Genomic DNA, 24,343 nt, shown 5'->3' with positions numbered 1-24,343 from the left:
GTAATTTTAATATAAAACTTGATTTTACTTGCTAAACTTTAAGAGTCCGGTAAATAACTCTTAAGAAGGCTGATCTAAACTAGGAATAAGGGAGTGCAAATATGGAGAATAAGCATCAGATTACGTGCGAAATACTGGTTACAAGCGATATTCATGGGCATATATATCCGACGGATTACCGGACTCGCGAGGAGCGGAACCTCGGTCTAGCCAAAATAGCAACGATGATTCGCGCAGAACGGCTACGGGCGCCGGATCTGCTGCTAGTGGACAATGGAGATTTGATTCAAGGGACTCCGCTTACTGCTTACGCATTGAAACATAGGGACGGTGTACATCCTGCGGTAACCGTGCTTAATGAGCTGCATTATAATGCTGCCGTGCCGGGGAATCATGAATTTAACTATGGAATGGACTTGCTGAAGCGGGTGATCGTCGAATCGGATTTTCCTTGGCTGTCAGCAGGAATTGTAGATTCGGAGACGGGTGAGCCCGCTTTTGGTAAACCGTATATTGTAAAAGTTGTAGGAAACGCAGTTAAAGTAGCGATTCTGGGCGTGACAACGCATTATATCCCTCACTGGGAGAATCCGGCACATATTCAGGGCCTGCATTTTAGAGATGCCCTGGAAACGGTCAGGGCCTGGGTCCCCCGCATTCGGCAAGAAGAACAGCCGGACCTGCTGGTGGTCGCTTACCACGGCGGATTTGAACGCGAATTGCTTACCGGCGACCCGGCGGAGAGATTGACCAGTGAGAATCAGGCATACGCGATGTGCACGGAAGTTGACGGCATTGATGTGCTGATCACTGGACACCAGCATCGGCTTCTAGCTGGTCAGGCAGGGGGAGTTACTATCGTGCAGCCGGGTTGCAACGGACAAGCGCTTGGCAGGATCACAGTTGATTTTTCCAGCAAGGCTGAGGGTGGATGGAGAATACAGGAGAAGAGGGCGGAACTGCTTATTCCTGATGAGATGGTGGAGGCGGATGACACGGTATTAGAGCTGACACGTGAGATCGAGACGGAGACGCAGGCCTGGCTTGATCGGCCGATAGGTCATGTGATCGGCGATCTGACGATATCCGACCCGCTGGCCTGCCGATCTGCCGATCACCCTTTTATTGAGTTTGTAAACAAGGTGCAAATGGATGCGGCGGGGGTGGAGGTATCGAATACGGCTCTGCTGAATAACGAGTCGGCGGGGTTCGGACCCGTGATCACGATGAGGGATGTCTTAACGAACTTCATGTATCCGAATACGCTGACTGTATTGAGACTAACCGGCCGGGATATCCGGGCGGCGCTGGAACAGACCGCCGCTTACTTCATGCTTGATTCAGGCGGAGGACTGGGTGTGAATCCGGCTTACTTGGAGCCGAAGGCGCAGCATTACAATTACGATATGTGGGAAGGCATCGAATATGAATTGGACGTCGCCAGGCCGATCGGCCGGCGAGTAGTCAAGCTAAGCCGGGGCGGGGCAGCGCTCACGGAAGAGATGGAACTTGATGTTGTCATGAACAATTACCGTGCCGGAGGAGGTGGGGATTACGACATGTACAATGGGAAGCCGGTCATAGGGGAGATTCAAATTGATATGTCTGATCTCGTAACCGACTATATTGTGAAGCAGGGGACGATAACGGCAACATGCAATTCCAACTGGAGAGTGATCGTGGGGCGGTGACCGGTATGACAGATACGGTTAACGGTACATATTAACGTTTCGTTGTTTTCTCTTTCATTTTCTGCTTCAGAATTTCATGAAAGGTAATGCGCTTCTCTCCAGCCTGTTCCCTCTTGATGATATTAACGGTTTGCGGCCGCGGATACTGGTTATGGAATGGTGTCATTGTATGTATAGTCAGCATGTGACAATCCTCCTAATGCCGGGATTTGTATAGATATACCGGATTTAAATAAATGATTTTTTACATTTTAACCACCTGCGATGAGTTATGAAACGTTTTTTACCAAAAAGGGGAGAAAAGTCTTAATAAATACAAAGATCCCCACCTTCCTGAAAAGAAGATGGGGATTTTTTACTAAGGCTAAAGCGCCGGTCATGTGTGTTATTTCTGGTTATTTGCGATCATCTGGCGAAGCACTGTTTGCAGGATACCACCGTTATGGTAGTAGTCCACATCGACCATGCTGTCCAGACGAGCAATGACAGGGATCTCGAAAGAAGTGCCGTCTTCGCGGGTGGCGACAACGGTCAGCTCTTGACCTGGTTTCACGTTGTTGTCCAGGCCGAGAACATCAAATGTCTCACGTCCGTTTAGCCCAAGATTCTGCCATCCATGGCCTTCCTGGAACTGAAGTGGCAGAACACCCATGCCTACAAGGTTGGAACGGTGAATCCGCTCGAAGCTTTCCGCCAGTACAGCTTTGACGCCGAGCAGGTAGGTACCTTTTGCCGCCCAGTCGCGGGAGCTGCCTGTACCATACTCTTTACCTGCAATAACGATCAGATTCTGACCACCAGCTTGGTAGTTCATCGAAGCGTCGTAGATGGACATCACTTCGTCGGTTGGCAGGTAAGTCGTCACGCCGCCTTCTGTACCCGGAGCAACCTGGTTCCGGATCCGGATGTTAGCGAAGGTACCGCGCATCATGACTTCGTGATTACCACGGCGGGAACCGTAGGAGTTGAAGTCTTTACGTGCAACACCGTGTTCATTCAGGTAAACGCCTGCTGGGCTGTTCACTGCAATGTTACCGGCAGGAGAGATATGATCCGTTGTTACAGAATCACTCAGCAAAGCAAGTACACGAGCTTCGCGGATATCTTGAATATCGTTCAGGCCGTTTCCAAGATTTTCGAAGAACGGAGGATTCTGAATGTAGGTGGATTGGTTATCCCACTCATATAGCTCGCCTTCTGGTACCGAAATCGCGTTCCAGCGCTCGTTGGCAGTAAATACGTTCGCGTATTTGCTGCGGAAGGCATCCGCGCTTACGGACTGGCCGATCGCTTCGCGGATTTCCGCACTTGTTGGCCAGATATCCTTCAAATATACCGGTTCGTTGTTCGGATCGTAGCCGATCGGATCGTTCTGCAGATCGATGTTTACCGTACCAGCCAGCGCGTAAGCTACAACGAGCGGCGGCGAACCGAGGTAGTTAGCTTTGACCTGTGCGTGAACACGACCTTCAAAGTTACGGTTACCGGAGAGCACAGCCGCAACAGTCATGTCATTATCTGTGATAGCCTGGCTGACTTCGTCCGGAAGCGGACCGGAGTTACCGATACAAGTTGCACAGCCATAGCCAGCAACGTAGAAGCCGAGTGCTTCCAGATAATGCAGAAGGCCTGCCTTCTCTAGGTAGTCTGTAACAACAAGGGAGCCGGGGGTCAAGCTGCTTTTCACATAGCCTGGTTTTTTCAGACCGCGCTCAACCGCTTTTTTCGCTAGGAGACCTGCACCCAGCATAACGCTCGGGTTGGATGTGTTCGTACAGCTCGTGATCGCTGCAATAACAACCGCGCCAGTTCCCATTTCACTAGTTGTACCGTCTTTATGGCTAACGGTTACTTTCTGCTCGATTTTCTCATCGCTCAGACCGTAGCCGCCTTTATCGATCGGGGTACGGATAATGTCGTTAAAGTTGTCTTTCATATTCGTGAGCTCAATACGGTCCTGTGGACGTTTAGGTCCAGCCAAGCTTGGTACAACCGAAGCCAGATCCAGCTCGATAACATCTGTAAATTCCGGATCAGCTGTTTCAGCTGTTCGGAACATGTTTTGTGCTTTATAGTAAGCTTCCACGAGTGCAACCTGATCATCAGGGCGGCCCGTATTCCGGAGATATGCGAGTGTCTCGTCATCAACCGGGAAGAAGCCGATGGTAGCACCGTATTCTGGAGCCATATTCGCTACGGTGGCACGGTCAGCCAGACTGATATTGGCCAGACCCGGGCCATAGAATTCAACGAATTTGCCGACAACGCCTTTTTTGCGGAGCATTTGAGTAACGGTCAGAGCCAGGTCAGTTGCTGTAGCGCCTTCTGCCAGACTACCTGTCAGCTTAAAGCCGATAACCTCAGGTGTTACAAAATAAAGTGGTTGTCCGAGCATACCAGCTTCCGCCTCAATGCCGCCGACACCCCAGCCGACAACGCCGAGACCGTTGATCATGGTCGTATGGGAGTCTGTACCCACGAGGGAATCGGGGAAGACAACTGTTTCACCATCAACCGTCTTCGTTGCTGCTACGGATGCGAGGTACTCCAGGTTAACCTGGTGAACGATACCCGTTCCCGGAGGAACAGCGCGGAAGTTGTTGAATGCAGTTTGAGCCCAGCGAAGGAAGCGATAGCGCTCTTCGTTACGCTCGAATTCTACTTTCATATTATATTCGAGAGCTTGGTCGGTACCGAAAGCATCAACCATTACCGAGTGGTCGATAACGAGATCGACAGGTACGAGCGGGTTGATCTGCTTCGGATCTCCGCCGGATTTTTTAACCGTATCACGCATGGCTGCAAGGTCTACAACGACCGGTACACCGGTAAAGTCCTGCAGTACGATACGGGCCGGAATGAATGGGATTTCTTTATTGTTGTCCAGTCCTTCATTCCATTTGGAGAGCTGCTTCACATGTTCTTCCGTAATTGCACGTCCATCAAATTGGCGGACTGCCGCTTCAAGCAGTACCCGGATGGAGAATGGAAGCTTCGATACACTGCCATGTCCTTGCTCTTCCAGAGCCTGCAAGCTGAAATAACGGTAATTCTTCCCGCTCACCTCAAGCGTTCGGGAGATCGAAAATTGGTCCTTAACTGACATACATGAACCTCCTTGAGTCATATTAATTTTTCCACACTGGTTTCATTAGGTGAAACACAATTTCAAAATTTAACTTACTTTAAGTATAACGTTTACAAGTTCTGACGTAAAGTATTTTTTGCAGTAAATGACGTATTTCAACGAGCTTATTTATGCCCAATTTTCCGGCGTTTCCGGGTGAAAAGCTCGGTTCATAGCAGGGCTTGTTTCTTCATATAATGTGTTATGTATATCTTCCCGGGGTGATGACGGCGATTGAAAGTCCGGAAAGGGGCGAAGAAGATGGTGAAAACGAAAGAGGCACAGCGACCTTGGAAAAATGCTTTGTATACTTATGTGGATCAATATAACCAGAGCCGGGTGGATTACGGATCGGGCCTGAGAGAACAAATCGTGACGGATCTCGATTATCTGATGGAGCGGGGAGAAAGGCAGTTCCGTATTCAGGCCTGGTACGCTGAGCGGGAAGTAGTTCCCCAGAAGAGCGAGACAAGAGCGAAGTTGCACCGCATCCTTAGGGAGACGGAGGACGATGTTGTAGCGGATGTCCGCTTGCACACGGTGTTCTTTTATGAAAAAAGAGGCGTGACCCATCGGGAAGACACCATCAGACAGGAACGGCTGACGGTTGTACGCGATGGTGACGCTTGGCTTATTGTTGGCGTGGAGCGGCTAGAAGATGAACGACATCCTTTGAATGAGCCTGATAAGGAATTTAATGCCCATCATGAAGATTCAGGTCCCGTTCCTTCCATACCTTTGATTAACAATGGAGTTTATGCAGCGGGAACCCATTTACGCGCAGGCCGTTATGAACGGGAAGCGGCTGCCTCATACGCTGATAAATGGTGGGAGTCGGGCAATCCGGAGTTTACGACATTCGCTGTGGATTGCACGAATTATATCTCTCAATGCCTCTTTGCAGGCAAAGCCCCAATCCACTATACTGGTAAAAGAGAAACGGGATGGTGGTACAAGGGTTATGTAAACAGCCGGGAATGGTGGAGCTACAGCTGGGCGGTTTCAAATAGCTTCGCTCGGCATTTGAACACCAGTACTTCCGGTTTAAGAGCGGAAATGATGGAGCGGCCAGAGCAGCTGATGCTCGGGGATGTCATCGTCTATGATTGGGATGGTGACGGAGCATTTCAGCACAGTACGATCGTCACGGCATTTGATGCCGGCGGTATGCCGCTTGTGAACGCCCATACGGTCAGCAGCAAGCATCGCTACTGGGATTATCGTGACTCGTATGCCTGGAACGATAATACCGTGTACCGTTTTTACCATATACCCGATTATTTTTAGCGTGACAGCATGATATGCTACAATTCGTAAAAAAGAGAGGTTTCCGCATGGGACAGAACAAATTAACGGTAGGATTAGTGTATGGCGGTAAATCGGGAGAGCATGAGGTTTCGCTTTCGACGGCCTTTGCCGTCATGAACGCTTTCGATTTTGATAAATACGACATTATTCCTTTCTATATCACGAAGCAGGGGACGTGGAGAATCGGCGGCAAGCTCGCTGCACCGTTCGCAAATGTATCTGAGCTGAAGCTTGAGGACGGAGAAGGTACACAAGCTGCACTCAATGCAGTCTTCAGCAGACTGTATGGTAGCGAGGAAGCAGCGGTTGATATTATGTTCCCACTTCTTCACGGCACCTTTGGTGAGGACGGCACGATTCAGGGACTGTTCGAGATGGCAGATATTCCTTATGTCGGAACTGGTGTGCTTGCTTCAGCGGCGGGCATGGATAAAGGAGTCATGAAGAAGCTATTTGCACAAGTGGACCTGCCGCAATGCAAATATTGCTATTTTAACCGGGCCCAGTGGGAGCGGAGCAGTCATGAGCTGCTGCAGCGCATGGAGGACGAACTTGGTTATCCTTGCTTTGTGAAACCGGCTAACCTAGGCTCAAGTGTCGGTATTTCGAAAGCGAGAGATGCTGAGGAACTGAGAAGCGCGATTGAGACAGCACTGCGTTTTGATAACAAAATCATTGTGGAAGAATTTGTGGACGCCCGCGAGGTTGAAGTCAGCGTGCTTGGCAATGACGAGCCAATGGCTTCGGTACCGGGTGAAATTGTCTCTTCCAGTGAATACTATGATTATGCGGCAAAATACACGGATGGACAGTCGGAGATGCTCATTCCTGCTCCGGTGGAACCGGATACGGCTGATCAGCTGCGGGAACTTGCCATTACGGCATTCAAAGCTATTGAAGGCAATGGTATTACGCGGGCGGACTTCTTTATTCGGCGCTCGGATAGTGCTATTCTTATTAATGAAGTGAATACGATGCCAGGCTTTACACCTTACAGTATGTATCCGCTGCTGTGGAGAGAGACTGGTGTATCTTACCGCGAACTGCTTGACCGGATGATTGATCTGGGAATAGAGCGGCATAACCGCAAGCAGGCATTGGTTTACGAGAATCAAGCTTAAGATACCAAGGGGAGTCCGCGCATATCACGGCTCCCCTTGATTCTAATCTTTTATACCGGAAAGGGAGGCTGGCACATGGGATTTCAAACCGAGTTCAATTCCGTTTGCAAGTTTAAGAATGAGCAGGAGCTTTACGAGCTTCTGGAATACGGACGGGGAAAAATGCTGAAGGAAGGGCTTCGTGTTTTTCCAACTGGACAAAAGGTGATTGCCTATACCCCTGACAACAAAGCGGTTGCGATTGTATTGATCACGGCCAGTGTGGCGGAGATCAACTTTCAGGGCCGTGAAGTGACTTCTGTCGAGTTGCAGCTTGTACGCAAGCTGACCGACGAGGAGTCCAAAGTGCAAACGGATCTGGCTTATGAAATGTTTTTCGGAAATCAGGCATGATTGTAAGGTTCGGATATGTGGCCATGGCGATGGGGCTGAGTGCATCTATGAAGAACAATATTCATAGCGGTGGCGCGTATAGAGACAAGCCTTCTGCGGCCGCAAGATCTGAAGAGCATTTTGCCTCCGAAGATTCATGTGTCCAGCCCGAAAAGTCCTACCGATATCCGAAGTCACGCAGCATCTTGATGTGATGATCGAAGCAAAACTGAAGGACGGCGCCTTGTTTGGGTTAATGAAGGATCTATCGAGTTATCATTGTAATGACATAGTCTGTTCACTTGCATTGGAGATGGAATTAAGGTAACTTTTTAAATATAGAATATTTTTGAAGTCGTTCCAATTCAAGGGCCGCTATTTCATAAGTATAACAGGCGAAAGTTCGTTCTTGGCAGGCTCTAAAAAGCGTAGCACGGAACGGACTTTTGTTTAAATGAAGCGCAATTTTAAATAAAGGCATTATTCGGGAAACATGCCCTTACTTCCCTCGTATAAGATGAATAGGATAATATAAATCTCTTAATCAAGATTCATATAGAAAGTAGAGTGAATGCATTGAATGGAAAAGAAAAGGTACCTTATGTGGTAACCAGCAAAAGTTATACAGCCGTTGCGATCAACTGTGCTGCAAAAGCAGGGGAATGGATCAAGAGCAGGCTTGGAACCGTAAAACAGCTCAGCACTAAAACCTCTGCTCAAGATTTGGTAACCGAAGTGGACAAGGGTGCGGAGCAGATGATCCGCAAGCTGATTTTGACCCACTTTCCGGATCATGCCATTTTGGGTGAAGAGGGTGTTGAACCGGGAGCAGAGGCTTCCATGAAAGCACTGGAAGCTGCGAAAGAAGAACCTTATTTATGGATTGTTGATCCGATTGATGGGACGGCTAATTATGTTCATGGCTTTCCTTTTTACTCGGTATCCATTGCACTGGCTCATAAAGGCGAAGTTATCGTTGGTGTTGTATACGATCCATCGCGTGACGAGCTGTTTATTGCAGAGAAAGGGAAAGGGGCATATGTCCACGGGAATCCTACCTTGGTGTCCAAGGAATCGTCGTTATCCCAAAGCCTGCTAGCTACCGGCTTCCCGATGGATACATCTTTCAATTTACCGCAAAACATGGCTGGACTTCAGGCGCTTCTTCCGAAGGTTCGCAATGTGCGTGGAGGCGGATCTGCTGCTCTTCATATGGCGTATGTTGCCGCAGGCCGTCTAAGCGGTTACTGGGAACTCGGATTGAATGCTTGGGATGTCGCTGCCGGTGCTCTTCTCATCCAGGAATCGGGCGGAAAGATAACCGATACCGAAGGTCGGCCTTACGACCTATCTGTCCGTAACGTTGTAGCCACAAACGGAGCTATACACGAAAGCTTGCTGGATACGTTATCCGAGGCAGAGGCGACGGGTTTCAGGAAAGACTAAGATTTGTGATTTGCACCCTCTACCACGACAGATAAGGAGTGTCAGTGATGAATGATAAGTCGGATCAGGATTTGGAGCGGCAGCTCAGTGAACTGTTGACGGATGGTGAGATGGAATCGAAGAACAAGGAGGAGGAGGGGCGTCGCCTCATTCCACCAAAGTATGAGATTCGTGTTCAAACGACGCTGGATCCGATTGTAGAGGAAACCCGTAAGTACCGCAGCATCGCCAAGGAGATGGATGACCGGTATGACAAATATATGGAGCGGGCAGGCGGTAATAATGACGGTTCGTCAGATTCTGGCAGCAGCACATAGACGATATTCACCGAGAAAGCAGTTCTCTTCAGGGGGCTGCTTTTTTAATGTCTACTTTTCGGCATTGTGAAATGGATATGGTAAAATAGACATGTTGGATATTTTAGCCAAAGGGGTGTAATAATGCTGAAAATTTGGAAAAAGGGTTTGGCTCCAGTCACCATCATCATGCTGATGGCTGTGCTGTTGTTGGGACCATGGGCGGTAGCGCCAGCGTCTGCTCAGGAGCAGCAGCTAGCGAAAAACGATAATACATACCGCATCGTTTCTTTGGGAGACTCGCTTACGGTAGGTTATGAACCGGGGATGGACATGAACTCGAAGCCTTACGGTTTCGTAGACCGTCTGCTAGAGCAGGGATTGTACCATAGCCGCACAGAAGTTGTTAATCTTGGTATAAACGGCCTTAAGACAGGGGGACTTCATCAATATGTTCAAGCCATTTTTGATGAGCGCGCGATTTCAGCAAATGATATCCAGAGCGGATTGAAGGATCCCCGTGTTGCCATTATTGGCTCGGAAGCTGCTCAGGCCAAAACGCTGATTGCCGGAGCAGATGTCATTACAGTGACCATTGGCGGTAACGATATGATGGAGTTGGTGAAGACGGCAGGCACGTTAAGTACGGAGGAGCTTATGGCCCGTGTTGAGGAAGTGCTGAAGATATATACTGACAATGTAACAGTAGTGGTAAATAATCTGCACAGCATTAACCCTGATGCAGTGATCGTGCTGGCAGATCAGTATCAACCGATTCCGAAAATGGCGGATAAAGTTGTTTATCCGAAGCTGTTAGAAGCAGCAGACCAGTTTACTAAGCTGGTTGATGGAATGGCAGAAACTTTTGGTAAGAACGGAATAACCGTTAAAGTAGCGCATGTAGCCAAGGAGTTTGTCGGGTCTGAAATGACGATGACTCATATTTTGAAGGAAGATATCCATCCGAACCAGTATGGTTATGAAGTAATGGCACGCATCTTCTCGGAAACAATCTGGGGCGGTTATACCAAACCTGTTGTATATGAGGCAGAGCAACCTATGGGGATAATCGTCAGCGGTAAGGAGCTCAAGACGCCTTACAAACCGATGATGGTCAACAATCAAAATTTTGTGGCTATTCAGGACATCGTAAATGCCGTTGGAGCGAATAGCACGTGGAGCAATAAAACGTCCAGCGCTACGATCACCTATGGCGATAAAGAAGTCGTAATCAAGATCGGTTCGAAGACAGTTATGGTAAATGGAACTCCTGTGAGCATCGATACGCCGGCTTTCCTGCACAAGGTAGGCAAAGAGCAGAAGACCTACGTTCCACTGGCTGTATTGGCATCCGGGCTCGGGTTTGACGTCCAATACAATTCAAAGCTCAGAACCGTTTTTATTAATCCGTAAATCATTAATTTTTCAGGTCTTATTCTTTATTTATAGTACTTAAAAAGGCTGTCCCTCATGGTTGTAACAACCAGGGACAGCCTTTGTTTTATTTGGCCAAGCAGCGATTGGTTTGACCTCATTATGCTGGCAGTTTGTTATATTATTGCTTCATCGCCTTAAACGATTCTTCTGCAGCTGCGAGAGTAGCGTCAATGTCCGCTTCGGTATGCGCGGTGGTCAGGAACCATGCCTCATACTTCGATGGTGCCAGGTTGATGCCACGGTCAAGCATGTGGCGGAAGAAGGCTGCAAATGCTTCACCGTCTGTATCCTGCGCTTCGTCGTAATTGGTTACTGGGTGGTCGCAGAAATGTGCCGAGAAGGAGCCACGGATCCGGTTTATCGTGAGCGGGATGCCATTTCGATCAGCGGATGCTTTCAAGCCCTCGGTAAGCTTGATGGTCAAGCGTTCCATCTCTTCATACACACCTTCGCCTTTCAGCACTTCCAAACAGGCAATACCAGCAGAGATGGAAGCAGGATTGCCTGCCATGGTTCCGGCTTGATAGGCCGGACCAAGCGGAGCAACTTGCTCCATGATATGTTTGCGGCCGCCGTAAGCACCGATGGGCAGCCCGCCTCCGATAATTTTGCCCAGAGCAGTCAAGTCCGGCTGAATCGCTTCGTGGTTATCCAGTCCTGCATACGTTTGAGCAGAACCATAATGGAAACGGAAAGCGGTAATGACTTCATCGTAAATGACAAGTGATCCGTTATCATGGGCCATCTGACAGAGTCCTTCAAGGAACCCAGGTTCCGGCATAACCATGCCAAAATTGCCGACGATCGGCTCAACCATGACGGCAGCGACATCTTCGCCCCACTTATCAAGCGCTTCGCGCAGACCGTCCAGGTTATTGAACGGAACGGTGATAACCTCGTGGGCAATGCTTGTCGGGATACCGGCGCTGTCCGGGATGCCGAGCGTGGAAGGACCGGAACCTGCGGCAACTAATACGAGATCGGAATGGCCGTGGTAGCAGCCGGCAAACTTAATGATTTTGTTTCGCTTCGTATATGCACGCGCAACACGTATTGTAGTCATTACGGCTTCAGTGCCGGAATTAACGAACCGGACCTTGTCGAGGGAAGGGATGGCTTCTTTCAACATGTTGGCCAGCGTAATTTCTAGCTCTGTTGGTGTGCCATAGAGAACACCGTTCTCGGCCGCTGTCGTAATCGCTTTAGTTACATGTGGATGGGCATGTCCGGTAATGATCGGGCCGTAAGCAGCCAAATAGTCAATGTATTGATTACCGTCTTCATCCCAAAAGTGGGCGCCTTTGGCCCGTTTCATAAACACAGGTGCGCCGCCGCCCACTGCTTTGAAAGAACGGGAGGGGCTGTTGACGCCACCAACGATATGTTGAAGCGCTTCTTGGTACAATGCTTCCGAACGTTTTCTAGATTTGGACATTTTTAGAGTTCCTTTCTTCATGAATCAGGACAGGCTGCGATTCGCGGCCTGTCCTGATCTTGTTATAAGATGTTAGTTACGTTGCGAAGGTCAGTTGGAATCCGGGATTGAACCGACATTATTCGTGGTTTCTTTATCCTGTTTACCCGATTCTGAATCACTGTTGTTTGTTTCGGATTCAGACACTGGAGAATTCAACACATCTTGGACATACTGTTTCAGTGTATCCGGATTTTTCACGGTTAGAACCTCAGCACCGCCGATATTGGCTTCAACCAACAGTTTCATTGGAGGAACCTGTTCGCTGCCTTTCATTTTACTCTGATATGCTACATTAGCAAGTTTCCACATATCATTGACGTCCATATTGGTGTCAATATAAGGACTGACCGCGTTCAGAATCTCCGGCATCTTCATGATGGACGTGGTGGACTGCATCTTTTTGCCTACAGCTTTGATCAGTTCGCGCTGACGTTCCGTACGGGTGAAATCTCCCATCTTGTCATAACGGAAACGCGCATACTGCAGCGCTTTATTGCCATCAAGATGCTGCATGCCTTTCTTCAAATCGATGTCGAACTCGTTCTTGTCAGCCTTACTGGAATACTTCATGTCTTTTTCCACATAAAAATCTACACCGTCGACGGAATCCACCAGCTTCATAAAGCCCCGGAAGTCCGTGTACACATAATATTGAATAGGAATGCCGAGCAGATCTCCGACAGCCTTCATAGCCGTGTTGGGACCATGGGTGATGGCGGTATTAATGCGGTTCTGTCTGTACCCAGGAATGTCTGTATAAGTATCTCTAAGGACAGAGAACAAATGCATTTTCTCTTGAACTGGATCGATAGAAACAACGAGCATACTGTCCGAACGCGGAATCTCGCCTTCTTCAAAACCGCGGGCATCCACACCCATGAGTAAAATGTTAACAGGTTCTGTACCTTCCCATTTTGGAGGCTCTGGTGTATTAGCATCGACCTTTTCAAGCTCCCGGAAAGGAGAGGCTTCCCCTTTTTTTTGCAGACCTTCAAGACCGCTGTAGATGGATGAAACATAATAAGTTCCATAGCCTAGAATACCGGCAATAATAATGCTTACGGTCCATATAATTGTCTTTTTTGTTCTTTTGTTCATTGAGTTCTTCCTTTCGGATTATGCTGGAATGAATAATTTGGTATTACATTTGAACAATCCGCATTCAATCTATTATAATTTTTTTTGAAAAGACAATCAATTTAACGGGTAAAAAACCCAGTCCTAGAAGGAGATGAACTTGCAAAATGACCCAAATTCAAGTGCAGATCGGCAGTGAAATTCCAGACTTCACCCTCCCGGCTTCGAACGGAGAGCACGTTTCTCTGAGTGATTTCCGGGGGAAGAAGGTCGTTTTATATTTTTATCCGAAAAATATGACACCCGCATGTACCAACGAAGCATGCAGCTTCCGGGATAACTACGGGGAGCTTGAGCGGGCGGGGGCTGTTGTTCTTGGCATAAGCCCGGATCCACTTAAATCGCATCATAAGTTTATTCAAAAGTATGACCTTCCTTTTCTGATACTATCCGATGAAGATCACACGGTCAGTCTTTTGTTCGGCGTATGGCAGCTAAAAAAGATGTATGGACGTGAATTTGAGGGCATTGTCCGCTCCACCTTTCTAATCGATGAAAGAGGCAGGCTTGTGAAGGAATGGCGCAAAGTAAAGGTTGCCGGTCATGTCGAAGAGGTGCTTCAAGCTGTACAGTCATAATCTAATCATATAAGAAGCGGTCCCGCATCATGCCTGTACATGCCATGGGGACCGCTTTTTTATGTAGGGAAAGGTCATCGCCGCTGTAGACCAAACTCTTTATTAAAGATTCTAGTCTTTTTTTGAATAGCTCTCCATATAATCTATCAGAAAGCCAAACCGAACTCATAGAAATGGTGGAGGTAGTTTATATGTATAAAAACGTTGTAATCATCTCTCGAATCGCGATGTTATTCGTTCTGGCAGCAGTTCTTATTTTAACCGGTCTCATGACCTCCCTTCAGCCAGGACATTCTTTGGTAAACATATCATTGACTGAGGATGTGGCAGAAGCGGCGCCTCTTATAGAAGAAATACATAACATCCCCGAAACAACAGTATATAGTGGTGCTGTCACCGTATCGACGAAGCCGGTATTAGCTCCTGCAGCTGCTGTTAAAGAGAAGAAACAATCTGCTAAAACAGTGTACCTTACCTTTGATGACGGTCCTTCCGGACTTACTGGAGAGGTGCTGAATATATTGAAAAAATCGGGAATAAAAGCTACGTTTTTTGTGCTTGGAGAGCAGGCCACTGTTCGTCCGGAGTTGATTACAAGAATATATGAAGAGGGCCACGCCATCGGCAATCATACATATAATCATGATTACAACAAACTCTATCAGAAGTTTCAAGAGTTTTGGAGACAGATCAAACAAACCGAAGAGACTATAAGGCTCATTACCGGAGTCAGGCCACAGCTTGTAAGAGCTCCGGGCGGGACGGCAGGCAAGTTTGACGAAACCTACTTCCGACTGCTGAAGCAGGGAGGATACCAGGTATTTGATTGGAATGTGGATAGCGGTGATTCTAAACGTAGAGGAGTACCTGCAGATGAGATTTTTAAAGGAGCAACAACCCCTGTAAGCGGCAATGAGGCGATCGTACTGCTGCATGATGGGGCAGGGCATGAGGAAACGGTGAAAGCGCTCCCCGGTATCATCGCCTTCTATAAAGAGAAGGGTTATAACTTTGATGTCCTGACACCGGAGATGGAGCCTGTCCAGTTCAAGCTTCATAGCAATGTAAAGACGAAACAAGAACAGCCGGGAAGCCGGTGGATTGCGGAGAATGTGGCACTTAATGCGGCATTGTTTAAAGAGGGTAGAACGCTGGCTGTGGATATGGGCGGACTTGCGACTGAATTTGCTCCCGGCGAATATCGTATGGAGAATGGGAAATTTATGGTTCCTCTGAGGTCGGCTGTTGAGCGGCTCGGAGGAGGTGTATTTTGGAAAGCAGAGAGTAGGACGGTTCAAGTATCCTTGACAGATGCTCGTTGGGAGGCCGACCCTATCAAGGGAACAGTGACGCTCAGCGGAACTCGCGGAAAAACGGCTGTATCAGAAGTTAAATTTATCGGTCATACGGTTTGGGTGCCGATCCGGGATGTTTTAGAAATATCCGGTCATCCTGTAAAGGATGTCGTTTCAGGCGGTGACGTATACAGAATTGTAACTTTATAGACAAAATAGTTGCATTTTATGTTTGTAATTATGTTACACAAGTTATAGACTAATAGATGTTAGAGATATTTATCACAATCCCAACGGACGTGTTTTAATAAGGGAGGGGGAATTGTTCCCCCTACTTTATTTTGGCGATAGAGAATAACGGAAGTTCTCACTTTTGACAGTGATGCATAATAGCTACCGGTTATCCTAAAATTACAACTAATCGGTTCAAATCGCCGCCAAGTTCTTCTTGGGAACTCATTTAAAGTAAAGGAGGCAATTCTAATGACAGAAACATCCCGTCCGCAACAATCCGAAGCTTCGGAGACTGTTGCTGAAAATCTAGGAGCTCCGATGACGGACCGCCTCGATGTGTTCGACCAATTGATGAAGCCGGAAGTTCAGGAATCGCTGACTACTCTCGTGGACAATCTTCCGAAGCTTACTGAAATGCTTACATTCTTCACGAAAGCATATGATTTCGGTAAATCGGTAGCCACCGATCCAGTACTTGCAGAAGATACTATGGCCTCGCTGACTGGCTTTACGAAGCCTGTAACAGATTCACTGAAGTGTGTAACTTCCGCAGCGATCGAAGCTGGAGACCGTGTGCACAACCAGAATGATCAGGGAGCAATCAGCGTATTCGGTCTGATGAAGATGCTGAAAGATCCTCAAGTTCAAAAAGGTCTGCGCTATGCACAGGCTTTTATGGACGTTATGAACGAGCGCGACCAACAGAAAAAGCGTTAATTCTCAATAATTATTTAAAGAACGGAGGATGGTCATGTCTAAACACATATTAATCTTGGGCGGAGGCTATGGCGGACTGCTGAGCGCACTTTCTGCCCGGGAGCATTTCGGCGTGAATGACGCTAAAATTACATTGGTTAACCGTTTCCCGACCCACCAGATCATTACAGAACTGCATCGTCTGGCTGCAGGTAACATCTCGGAGAAGGCCGTTGCCCTCCCACTGGATAAATTGCTCCGTGATGCTAACGTCGATCTTCGCATCGGTACGGTAAAGGAAATCAAACCGGATGAGCGTTCTGTGTCACTGGAAGACGGAAGCAAATTTACTTACGACATGCTGGTAGTTGCTCTGGGCAGTGAAACCGCATTTTTTGGCATACCAGGACTTCAAGAAAACAGTTTTATCCTCAAATCTGTTAATGATGCTAACCGCCTGCGTGCGCATGTGGAAAGCCGTATTGCAGAATATAGCAAAACGAAAAACAAAGCTGACGCTACTATCGTTGTTGGCGGCGGCGGCTTGACTGGTGTTGAGCTTGTCGGTGAGTATGCTGACATGAAGACTGAGCTTGCCCGTAAATACGGCATCTCTCCTGAAGAAATCAATCTGTACTGCGTTGAGGCTGCACCTTCGATCCTGCCAGGCTTTCCAGCCGAGCTGGTTGACCGTGCAACGACAAGTCTTCAAAACCGTGGTGTAACATTCCTGACGGGTCTTCCGATCACGAAAATGGATGGTACAACTGTTGAACTGAAAGACGGAAGCACACTCGAAACGAGCACACTCGTATGGACTGGCGGCGTACAAGGAAATTCTGTGGTTGCGAACTGCGGTATTGAAGTGAACCGCGGCCGTGCTGTAGTTAATGAGTTCCTTCAGTCCACATCCCATCCGGATGTGTTCCTGGCTGGTGACAGTGCGGTAGTTATGGGTCCTGAAGGACGTCCTTATCCTCCGACTGCACAGCTAGCTTGGCAGATGGGCGAACTTGCTGGTTACAACATGTACGCTTATGCCAAAGGCGGAGCTCTTGCTTCGTTCATCCCTGTGTTCTCTGGTACACTGGGAAGCTTGGGTCGCAAGGACGGGATCGGAACGATCGGTGCCAACAAAACTCAGCTTAAAGGTCTGCCTGCAACCATGATGAAGGAAGCTAGTAACCTTCGTTACTTGTCCCACATCAAAGGTCTGTTCACACTGGCTTACTAAGCCGATTGGCAGTAAACAAGATATAAATCAAACGAGCCTCAGTCGAGGCTCGTTTTTTTTCGGTTGGTTGACTAAAATTACGTGATATAAAGAGAAATGAGCCGCCAGGGAGTCTATCTTTCCGCTTTCTTGGAAAACCTATTCATAGAATAGTTTCGCCTAACCTCTCTGCGTATGAGCAGAAGAGGAAATGCACGGGAAGCGGAGGTTTGAAGCCATTGTTCAGTTCATCTATTTATCAGGAGGAGACTCCATATCCGGAGTGGGCTCCTGAACTGTTGGAAAGAGTAATCAAACGGGTTGGCGGTGTTATTGTCGGTCATGAAGAGCAGATTCGATTGACGTTTATAGCCATGCTGGCGGGAGGTCATGTGCTGCTTGAAGATGTGCCCGGAGTAGGAAAGACCATGCTTGTGCGTTCTGTTGCTGCTTGTCTCGGCTGTGATTTTGGACGAATTCAATTTACATATGATTTGATGCCGGGTGATATTACAGGGACCTCGGTTTATTATCCTCACATCGGTGAGTTTGAATTTCGGCCCGGTCCGGTGCTGTCAAACATCGTATTGGCGGATGAGATTAATCGTGCTTCACCACGTGCTCAATCGGCACTGCTCGAAGCTATGGAAGAAGGTAAGGTCACGGTGGACGGTAAGAGCTATCCACTTCCTTCACCATTTTTCCTGCTAGCAACACAGAACCCGTATGAGTTTGAAGGAACGAGTCGTTTGCCGGAAGCGCAAATGGATCGATTTTTAATGCGTTTGTCTCTTGGTTATCCAGGAATGGAGAACGAGATGTTAATGCTTGAACGAGGATACAACCGGAGCCCTCTGGATAGTGTCAAGCCACTAATGGCAGGCTCGGAAATGGTGTCTATGCAGCGGATGGTGGCACGGGTTTTTGTTGATGAGAGCATTAAAAAATATTTGGTTGCAGTGGCTGATGCTTCACGTAGGCAAAAGGGTGTGCGGCTTGGAATCAGCCCGCGGGGAACTTTGGCTTGGATGCGGGCATCCCAGGCGGCAGCTTTTATGGAAGGGCGTATGTACGTTATTCCGGATGATTGTCTGCGGGTAGCCGGTCCTGTGTTAGCCCACCGGATTCACTTGGCCTATGATGCACGTGCAGCGGGATTGGGCCAGCTGGAAACGATAGAGACGCTGATCAAGTTGTTTGAGCTTCCGCGGCAGCGCAGTCGAAAGGGGGGCCGGATGTGAACCGTCGTAGACTGGAGTGGGGGAGGGCGCTGTGTATATGGCTAGTAAGCTGGGGACTGTACGCTTGGCTAGGCGGCCAGTCATTGCAGTTTCTTTGGTGGCTTTGCTCTGCAATACTTCTTAACGGAGCGCTTCTACAAGGGTTCGGACCTTCGCACATTGCTGTTCAGCGAGATATATCGCCTACCTGCCTGTACGCTGGAGAGGATGCGGAGATTACGGTCACTATTCAACTCAAATCATGGATGCCGCTACCCTGGATCATGCTAACGGATCGGATCGGAGAGTTTACCGTCCGCAAGCTATGGTTTCCCGGGTTTCGACGTTCTGTCAGCTATTCCTATTCACTCAAAGACTTGACGAGAGGAAATTGGCCGTCTATTGATACAACTATCGAATGGGGAGATCTGTTTGGATGGTTTCGCGCAGGCAGAACGGTTGTAAGCTCTACAGGACTGATCGTTCTGCCACGACCGCTGAGCATGCGAGGTATGCTTGATCTTTCCTTCGGATCGGATGAAGAAGTTGATAGCATACATCGTCCTTCACAATTCACTCTTCCGGGACACGGGTTAAGAGATTATATGCCGGGTGATTCCTTAAACCGAATTCATTGGAAAAACTCCGCTCGTCTCGGTAAATTACAGACTTTTCTTCCTCAACCGGGGCGGAGCATTGACAGATGTATTATTTTGATCACGTCACAAGACGGATACCCGAATTCTGCGGGGTCAAAGATCAATACATCTTTTGAAGATGCTATTGCAGCTTCGGCAGGGTTGCTGTACTCTTCGGCTGTTACTCTTGGAACACCGTCCCTGTGGATCGGAGGGATGGGCCGATCATCCGTTCGTTCTGAAAGAACGCGGGGTGAGGACTATGATATGCTGATCCCGCTGGCCTCCGTCCCGCCTCAACCCGGAAATGGCACGGCTGTTGATATTTTGGAGAGAGCTGCGGCCGATGAGGACCACACAACCGAACTCCACGTTGTAACGGGAACGATAAATCCGGCTTTGATGAAATCGGCCATTCAAATACTGTCTTCGGGAAGAAAAGTGAGCATCTATTGCACTAGTCCAATTCCGGAAACGAATATAAAGCCTACTCCTGAACTGGCGCTTGATCAGTACGCCCACGGAGGGATACTACAGCCGGGAAATATGGGGGAAGTATCGGAAGACCCGTATTTCCGTGCTGGTGGACGATTGTTGTACATATCCAGTGGAAACTTATACGAAATCACAACCAGCGGAGGAGGGGGTGAGGGGGATGGAAGTTATCAGCAGCTTAACCGCTAATCCGAGTAATGCATCAATCAGAGCATCCACAGGATTACGCATGCTATTCCGCCCTTCACCAGGACCACTATCCATGAGGTTGCTCATAAGCTTGCCGATATTCGGATTGCTTACGGGATGGCTCCTCCCCTTACAGGGACTGAGTGACGATGAAGGTCTTATGCTGGAGACATTGTTCATACTGGCTGCTTTTTTGCTGCTGCAGGGACTTTTTACAATACGGGAGTGGGTTTGGCTTCCGTTAAATGCTTGTATCGTCCTGCTATTATGGGGACGACTGTTTGGTTCTAACGATCCATTTACATGGTTTCTCAGATATGTGCAAGACGTCCTGCCTCAAGATACGAATACGGTTTTAAGTTTAGGTACATGGCAGTTCAGTGAAATCAGTGAAGAGACGAGAGTGCTCGTATTGCTTCTCGGATGGGGAATTATGGTGTCCGCGGTATACATGCTGGCTTTATATCGCAGGACAGTGTGGTTGTTCGGGGGGGCGACCATTGTCTATTTAGCTGCGTTGGAATCGGGTCTTGAACAGCCTGTGTATGATGATATATTCAGGGCAACCTGCTTCATTCTAACCGTACAGGGCCTGATGTTATTTCTCAGGCTGAAGAGTGAAGAGAGTGTGAAGAGGGGCTCTGAAGTTCTCGGAATTAGACCGAAACGGCTAATGGCGGTCATCTTGTGTTGGAGTCTATGTGTAGTTCTCCTGACAGCTGCTCTTACAAGCCTGATACGCGCAGGAGGAGATTTTGTGCCTGCGCGAACTGGCTCCGGCCTTACGATTACTGCTATAGCTGATAAGCTCCAGGATTGGGCTTCAGGGTTGTCTCGCAAAGATACGCCGGCGAAAAGTGTAAGCCTGACCGGGTACGATTCATTGGCTCAAGAGATGGGAGGACCGCTGGTGCTGAGCCGGGATCTTTTCTTTACAGGGGAAACACCTGTGCCTACATACTGGAGAGGTGAGGCACTTCAGTATTATGACGGAAGACGATGGATAGCTGGAAATATGGCAGGAACCAGCGTTGAAATAGCTGATGATTTAAGCGGCATGCAGTCGCAGCAGACGGGGACTACAACCAATGAAATCGTTCAAAAAATTACTTTAGCGGCTCCACCTTCTGCGGGTCTTCCTCTCTTTTCAGGGGGACTAATTACAAGAGTTATTGGAGTTCAGGGAAATGACGGGAAGAAGCTGAAGCCCGGGATCATGGCTGATTCTGAGTCCGGTAGTTTTAGGTTCCAGAAAGCAAGCTCCGGTATTTCCAGTTACACGTTAGTGACAAGGTTGGAGGCCCCGCGTGAGAGGCTCCAGCTCCGTTCTGATCAAGCCGATCCGGAACCGATTGCAAAAACCTATTTGCAGCTTCCAGAAACATTGCCGAAGCGGGTGCGTGATCTGGGAAAAGATATTACGGCAGGGATTACCGGCAGGTATGAAAAGGCAATGGCTGTCGAATCCTATTTAGAACAGGAGTATGCCTATACGCTGAAAACGAAAGTTCCTCCGGCTGGACGGGACTTTACCGACCATTTTTTGTTTGATGCTAAGGAAGGCTATTGCACACATTTTGCAACGGCGATGGTGGTGCTTTTGCGGACCCAGGGTATCCCTGCCCGTTATGTCATGGGATTTGCTCCTGGTGAGAAAATGAACGGTACAACAGATGCGTATCGAGTTACTCAGGAAGAGGCTCACGCCTGGGTCGAAGTTTATTTTCCCGGAGAGGGATGGGCTGCTTTTGACCCTACGCCAGGGTTCAACGCCGGGTTTGATGCTGTTTCCGCACAAGAGACATCTTCCGGAGTACCTTCGGATACCCCTTGGCGGCTTACTGAAATGATGCAAATGATAGCGAATTCTGTCCAGGCATGGATTACAGATACACAGCTTATGACAGCAGTCATTTCTGTATTGGTACTATTACCGATCCTGATTGTTGCCGTATTAGCGCTGTTGCGGAGGAAAGGAGTGTCCCCTGCTGCGCGTTCGTCTGCTGTACCTGTTACAGAACGGGATAAATTGACAGCGGTATCGGCTAAGCTATGGAAGAAGCTTGAGAAGAAGTATGGTGCTATGGAACCCGGCATTACGGTTAGAAAATACATACAATCCTTAGACATCGATAATGAAGATCTGCGTTCGGAAATTCAGTTGTTTGCAAGCCTTTGGGAGAGAGCCGCGTATAAGGAAGAACCGCTTTCCCGAACCGAAAAAAGACTCTATTTACGCCAATGTTGTACGATTGCCAAAAAACTGGCATGAAATCTACACCTCCCCTTTCTTGACGGTATGAATTGGGGTTGCGTATAATTAATCTCAATAATCAAGGGAGGCCCGGTAATGAACAAACCTAATGAAATCATCGTCGTCTTGGACTTCGGTGGACAGTATAATCAATTAATAGCACGACGCATTCGTGATCTTGGTGTGTACAGTGAGCTCTTGCCTTACAACACGCCAGTCGACAAAATCAAAGAACTCTCACCGCGGGGTATCGTCTTTTCCGGCGGTCCATCCAGTGTGTATGCAGAAAATGCACCGCATGTAGATCCAGCTATCTACGATCTTGGACTTCCGATCTTCGGAATTTGTTACGGTATGCAGCTGATGGCACAACAGCTGGACGGCAAAGTTGAGCGTGCTTCTAAGCGCGAATACGGTAAAGCTGATCTGGAGTTTAATGCAGGCACTACATTGGTGCAAGGTTTGGAGTTGAAGCAAACGGTATGGATGAGTCATGGTGACCATGTGGTTTCCTTGCCGTCCGGATTTAAACTGGATGCTGGTACGGAGTCTGCTCCGATTGCAGCGATGAGTAACGAAGAGAAGAAGCTGTATGCGGTACAGTTCCACCCTGAGGTTCGTCATTCTGTACACGGCAATGAAATGATTCGCAACTTCCTCTATGAGGTATGTAATTGCGAAGGTAACTGGTCGATGGAGACATTTATCGAGGATCAGATTCGTGAAATCCGTGAAGAAGTTGGCGACAAAAAAGTGCTGTGCGCGCTGAGCGGTGGTGTTGATTCATCCGTCGTAGCGATGCTTATTCACAAAGCAATCGGTGATCAGTTAACTTGTATGTTTATTGACCACGGTCTGTTGCGTAAAGGCGAGGCTGAAAGCGTAATGGAGACGTTTGTCGGTAAATTTGACATGAAAGTTGTCAAAATCGACGCACGCGACCGGTTTATGTCTAAGCTGAAAGGCGTAGATGATCCGGAGCAAAAGCGTAAAATTATCGGTAACGAGTTTATTTATGTGTTTGATGAGGAGTCGAGCAAATTCGACGACTTTGCATTCTTGGCCCAAGGCACCCTGTATACTGATATTGTCGAAAGCGGAACAGATACGGCACAGACGATCAAGTCCCATCACAATGTCGGCGGCCTACCTGAAGATATGAAATTTAGCCTTATTGAGCCGCTGAAGGCGCTGTTTAAGGACGAAGTTCGTAAAGTCGGCGAAGAACTGGGTCTGCCAGAAGCGATCGTATGGCGTCAGCCGTTCCCGGGTCCGGGTCTTGCCATCCGTGTTCTTGGTGAAGTTACAGAGGACAAGCTGACAATCGTCCGCGACTCTGATTATATTTTGCGTGAAGAGATCGCCAAAGCAGGTCTTGATCGTGAGATCTGGCAGTACTTCACGGCACTGCCGAACATGAAGAGTGTAGGTGTCATGGGTGACGCCCGTACTTATTCGTACACGGTAGGTATCCGTGCAGTAACTTCCATCGATGGCATGACAGCAGATTGGGCTCGTATTCCGTGGGATGTTCTTGAGAAAATTTCCGTTCGTATCGTTAATGAAGTGGATAATGTAAACCGTATCGTTTACGATGTTACGTCCAAGCCACCAGCAACGATTGAGTGGGAGTAGTCTCTCTGACAGCTTAGAACTAGAATGAACGACATAACACCTCCAGCCAGGATGAAGATGATTCTGCAAATGCGGAATACTTCAGCTAACTGGGGGTGTTTTTTTATGGAAATAGGGCTCATTGACCATGTCCATTGTGAATATGGCATCAATTTCCGAACGATTCAAATAATCAAAACGATTAACATTCGTTTTTACTGTTGACAAGATTCGAGCTTCGTCCTAGAATGAGTTTAGTAAATGACAACAACGATAAGTGCTTTTTCGTATAATCCCGGGAATCGGCCCGGGAGTCTCTACAAGGTCACCGTAATGATCTGGCTACGAAAAGAAGAGCTGCAAAGGTGCAAATGCGAATATGCTGCATCCGGAGTGTGAATGAATGATTTTGTTCAGGTCCCGGATGGAAGTGTGTGGTGCGATGCATGGTTGTTAAGTGACTCTTTTTTTGAAGCGGGTGCCCTGGGAGAATTCTTCTCAGGGC

General features: G+C 48.2%; 19 protein-coding genes, 1 pseudogene and 1 riboswitch. Of the genes and pseudogenes, 16 read left to right on the top strand and 4 right to left on the bottom strand.

The features are described 5' to 3' along the window. Positions 1 to 101: 101 nt before the first annotated feature. Positions 102 to 1,691: a bifunctional metallophosphatase/5'-nucleotidase gene (locus tag AC2TF5_RS24010; RefSeq protein WP_491299616.1), complete on the top strand. Its 1,590-nt coding sequence runs from the start codon at positions 102 to 104 to the stop codon at positions 1,689 to 1,691. A 31-nt stretch (positions 1,692 to 1,722) separates the two neighbouring features. On the opposite strand, the gene AC2TF5_RS24005 is transcribed toward AC2TF5_RS24010, so the two are convergent. Both AC2TF5_RS24005 and acnA read right to left on the bottom strand, forming a co-directional pair. Next, on the bottom strand, positions 1,723 to 1,875 hold the full coding sequence (locus tag AC2TF5_RS24005; protein ID WP_491299615.1) for a hypothetical protein: 153 nt from the start codon (positions 1,873 to 1,875) through the stop codon (positions 1,723 to 1,725). 201 nt (positions 1,876 to 2,076) lie between these two features. Further along, complete coding sequence (gene acnA / locus AC2TF5_RS24000; RefSeq protein WP_491299614.1) at positions 2,077 to 4,797, bottom strand: aconitate hydratase AcnA; 2,721 nt, start codon at positions 4,795 to 4,797, stop codon at positions 2,077 to 2,079. Between the two features lie 282 nt (positions 4,798 to 5,079). On the opposite strand from acnA, the gene AC2TF5_RS23995 reads away from it, so the two are divergent. From AC2TF5_RS23995 to AC2TF5_RS23965, 7 genes and pseudogenes are all read left to right on the top strand, one after another. Next, on the top strand, positions 5,080 to 6,105 hold the full coding sequence (locus AC2TF5_RS23995) for an amidase domain-containing protein (protein ID WP_491299613.1): 1,026 nt from the start codon (positions 5,080 to 5,082) through the stop codon (positions 6,103 to 6,105). Between the two features lie 47 nt (positions 6,106 to 6,152). Further along, positions 6,153 to 7,247: a D-alanine--D-alanine ligase gene (locus AC2TF5_RS23990; RefSeq protein WP_491299612.1), complete on the top strand. Its 1,095-nt coding sequence runs from the start codon at positions 6,153 to 6,155 to the stop codon at positions 7,245 to 7,247. Between the two features lie 75 nt (positions 7,248 to 7,322). Beyond that, positions 7,323 to 7,640: a hypothetical protein gene (locus tag AC2TF5_RS23985; protein ID WP_491299611.1), complete on the top strand. Its 318-nt coding sequence runs from the start codon at positions 7,323 to 7,325 to the stop codon at positions 7,638 to 7,640. Positions 7,641 to 7,760: 120 nt separating this feature from the next. Further along, positions 7,761 to 7,947, top strand: a pseudogene (locus AC2TF5_RS23980) (UV DNA damage repair endonuclease UvsE); the annotation flags it as partial. A 248-nt stretch (positions 7,948 to 8,195) separates the two neighbouring features. Then, a complete protein-coding gene (locus AC2TF5_RS23975) occupies positions 8,196 to 9,065 on the top strand; it encodes an inositol monophosphatase family protein (protein WP_491299610.1) in 870 nt (289 codons plus the stop codon). A gap of 47 nt (positions 9,066 to 9,112) precedes the next feature. Next, on the top strand, positions 9,113 to 9,382 hold the full coding sequence (locus AC2TF5_RS23970; protein ID WP_491299609.1) for a hypothetical protein: 270 nt from the start codon (positions 9,113 to 9,115) through the stop codon (positions 9,380 to 9,382). Positions 9,383 to 9,505: 123 nt separating this feature from the next. Beyond that, on the top strand, positions 9,506 to 10,774 hold the full coding sequence (locus tag AC2TF5_RS23965) for a stalk domain-containing protein (protein ID WP_491299608.1): 1,269 nt from the start codon (positions 9,506 to 9,508) through the stop codon (positions 10,772 to 10,774). 142 nt (positions 10,775 to 10,916) lie between these two features. On the opposite strand, the gene AC2TF5_RS23960 is transcribed toward AC2TF5_RS23965, so the two are convergent. Continuing rightward, on the bottom strand, positions 10,917 to 12,233 hold the full coding sequence (locus AC2TF5_RS23960; protein ID WP_491299607.1) for a glutamate-1-semialdehyde 2,1-aminomutase: 1,317 nt from the start codon (positions 12,231 to 12,233) through the stop codon (positions 10,917 to 10,919). Between the two features lie 90 nt (positions 12,234 to 12,323). Continuing rightward, positions 12,324 to 13,373, bottom strand: a complete 1,050-nt coding sequence (locus tag AC2TF5_RS23955; RefSeq protein ID WP_241932072.1) for an LCP family protein — start codon at positions 13,371 to 13,373, stop codon at positions 12,324 to 12,326. Between the two features lie 146 nt (positions 13,374 to 13,519). Between AC2TF5_RS23955 and bcp the strand changes: the two genes are divergently transcribed. The 8 genes from bcp to guaA all read left to right on the top strand — a co-directional run bounded on the left by bcp (position 13,520) and on the right by guaA (position 23,859). After that, the gene (bcp, locus tag AC2TF5_RS23950; protein ID WP_241932073.1) at positions 13,520 to 13,990 is read left to right on the top strand and encodes a thioredoxin-dependent thiol peroxidase; all 471 of its coding nucleotides are present in this window, start codon (positions 13,520 to 13,522) and stop codon (positions 13,988 to 13,990) included. Between the two features lie 191 nt (positions 13,991 to 14,181). Then, positions 14,182 to 15,495 (top strand): polysaccharide deacetylase family protein, encoded by a 1,314-nt coding sequence (locus tag AC2TF5_RS23945; protein ID WP_491299606.1) that lies wholly within the window; start codon positions 14,182 to 14,184, stop codon positions 15,493 to 15,495. A 273-nt stretch (positions 15,496 to 15,768) separates the two neighbouring features. After that, positions 15,769 to 16,236, top strand: a complete 468-nt coding sequence (locus tag AC2TF5_RS23940; RefSeq protein ID WP_241932075.1) for a DUF1641 domain-containing protein — start codon at positions 15,769 to 15,771, stop codon at positions 16,234 to 16,236. A 34-nt stretch (positions 16,237 to 16,270) separates the two neighbouring features. Next, on the top strand, positions 16,271 to 17,449 hold the full coding sequence (locus AC2TF5_RS23935) for an NAD(P)/FAD-dependent oxidoreductase (RefSeq protein WP_491299605.1): 1,179 nt from the start codon (positions 16,271 to 16,273) through the stop codon (positions 17,447 to 17,449). Between the two features lie 218 nt (positions 17,450 to 17,667). Then, the gene (locus AC2TF5_RS23930) at positions 17,668 to 18,669 is read left to right on the top strand and encodes an AAA family ATPase (protein ID WP_491302980.1); all 1,002 of its coding nucleotides are present in this window, start codon (positions 17,668 to 17,670) and stop codon (positions 18,667 to 18,669) included. Then, positions 18,666 to 19,970 (top strand): DUF58 domain-containing protein, encoded by a 1,305-nt coding sequence (locus AC2TF5_RS23925; RefSeq protein ID WP_491299604.1) that lies wholly within the window; start codon positions 18,666 to 18,668, stop codon positions 19,968 to 19,970. Before AC2TF5_RS23930 ends, AC2TF5_RS23925 begins: the two co-directional genes overlap by 4 nt. Further along, positions 19,942 to 22,242: a transglutaminase TgpA family protein gene (locus AC2TF5_RS23920; RefSeq protein ID WP_491299603.1), complete on the top strand. Its 2,301-nt coding sequence runs from the start codon at positions 19,942 to 19,944 to the stop codon at positions 22,240 to 22,242. The genes AC2TF5_RS23925 and AC2TF5_RS23920 overlap by 29 nt, the downstream gene beginning before the upstream one ends. Before the next feature lie 78 nt (positions 22,243 to 22,320). Then, positions 22,321 to 23,859, top strand: coding sequence for a glutamine-hydrolyzing GMP synthase (gene guaA, locus AC2TF5_RS23915; protein WP_491299602.1), 1,539 nt, complete (start codon positions 22,321 to 22,323; stop codon positions 23,857 to 23,859). Between the two features lie 244 nt (positions 23,860 to 24,103). Continuing rightward, positions 24,104 to 24,203, top strand: a riboswitch (purine riboswitch). Positions 24,204 to 24,343 lie beyond the last annotated feature (140 nt).

The sequence above is a fragment of the Paenibacillus sp. JNUCC 34 genome (assembly GCF_058269055.1).
The sequence above is the reverse complement of the archived record's forward strand: the minus strand, read 5'-3'. Positions and strand labels throughout refer to the sequence as shown.

What these genes read in the sequence shown, in the direction of transcription:
- acnA (WP_491299614.1), bottom strand. Translation starts at nt 4,797, where the DNA reads ATGTCAGTTAAGGACCAATTTTCGATCTCCCGAACGCTTGAGGTGAGC.
- AC2TF5_RS23935 (WP_491299605.1), top strand. Translation starts at nt 16,271, where the DNA reads ATGTCTAAACACATATTAATCTTGGGCGGAGGCTATGGCGGACTGCTG.
- AC2TF5_RS23955 (WP_241932072.1), bottom strand. Translation starts at nt 13,373, where the DNA reads ATGAACAAAAGAACAAAAAAGACAATTATATGGACCGTAAGCATTATT.
- AC2TF5_RS23945 (WP_491299606.1), top strand. Translation starts at nt 14,182, where the DNA reads ATGTATAAAAACGTTGTAATCATCTCTCGAATCGCGATGTTATTCGTT.
- guaA (WP_491299602.1), top strand. Translation starts at nt 22,321, where the DNA reads ATGAACAAACCTAATGAAATCATCGTCGTCTTGGACTTCGGTGGACAG.
- AC2TF5_RS23970 (WP_491299609.1), top strand. Translation starts at nt 9,113, where the DNA reads ATGAATGATAAGTCGGATCAGGATTTGGAGCGGCAGCTCAGTGAACTG.
- AC2TF5_RS23990 (WP_491299612.1), top strand. Translation starts at nt 6,153, where the DNA reads ATGGGACAGAACAAATTAACGGTAGGATTAGTGTATGGCGGTAAATCG.
- AC2TF5_RS24010 (WP_491299616.1), top strand. Translation starts at nt 102, where the DNA reads ATGGAGAATAAGCATCAGATTACGTGCGAAATACTGGTTACAAGCGAT.
- AC2TF5_RS23965 (WP_491299608.1), top strand. Translation starts at nt 9,506, where the DNA reads ATGCTGAAAATTTGGAAAAAGGGTTTGGCTCCAGTCACCATCATCATG.
- AC2TF5_RS24005 (WP_491299615.1), bottom strand. Translation starts at nt 1,875, where the DNA reads ATGCTGACTATACATACAATGACACCATTCCATAACCAGTATCCGCGG.
- AC2TF5_RS23960 (WP_491299607.1), bottom strand. Translation starts at nt 12,233, where the DNA reads ATGTCCAAATCTAGAAAACGTTCGGAAGCATTGTACCAAGAAGCGCTT.
- AC2TF5_RS23920 (WP_491299603.1), top strand. Translation starts at nt 19,942, where the DNA reads ATGGAAGTTATCAGCAGCTTAACCGCTAATCCGAGTAATGCATCAATC.
- AC2TF5_RS23995 (WP_491299613.1), top strand. Translation starts at nt 5,080, where the DNA reads ATGGTGAAAACGAAAGAGGCACAGCGACCTTGGAAAAATGCTTTGTAT.
- AC2TF5_RS23985 (WP_491299611.1), top strand. Translation starts at nt 7,323, where the DNA reads ATGGGATTTCAAACCGAGTTCAATTCCGTTTGCAAGTTTAAGAATGAG.
- AC2TF5_RS23940 (WP_241932075.1), top strand. Translation starts at nt 15,769, where the DNA reads ATGACAGAAACATCCCGTCCGCAACAATCCGAAGCTTCGGAGACTGTT.
- bcp (WP_241932073.1), top strand. Translation starts at nt 13,520, where the DNA reads ATGACCCAAATTCAAGTGCAGATCGGCAGTGAAATTCCAGACTTCACC.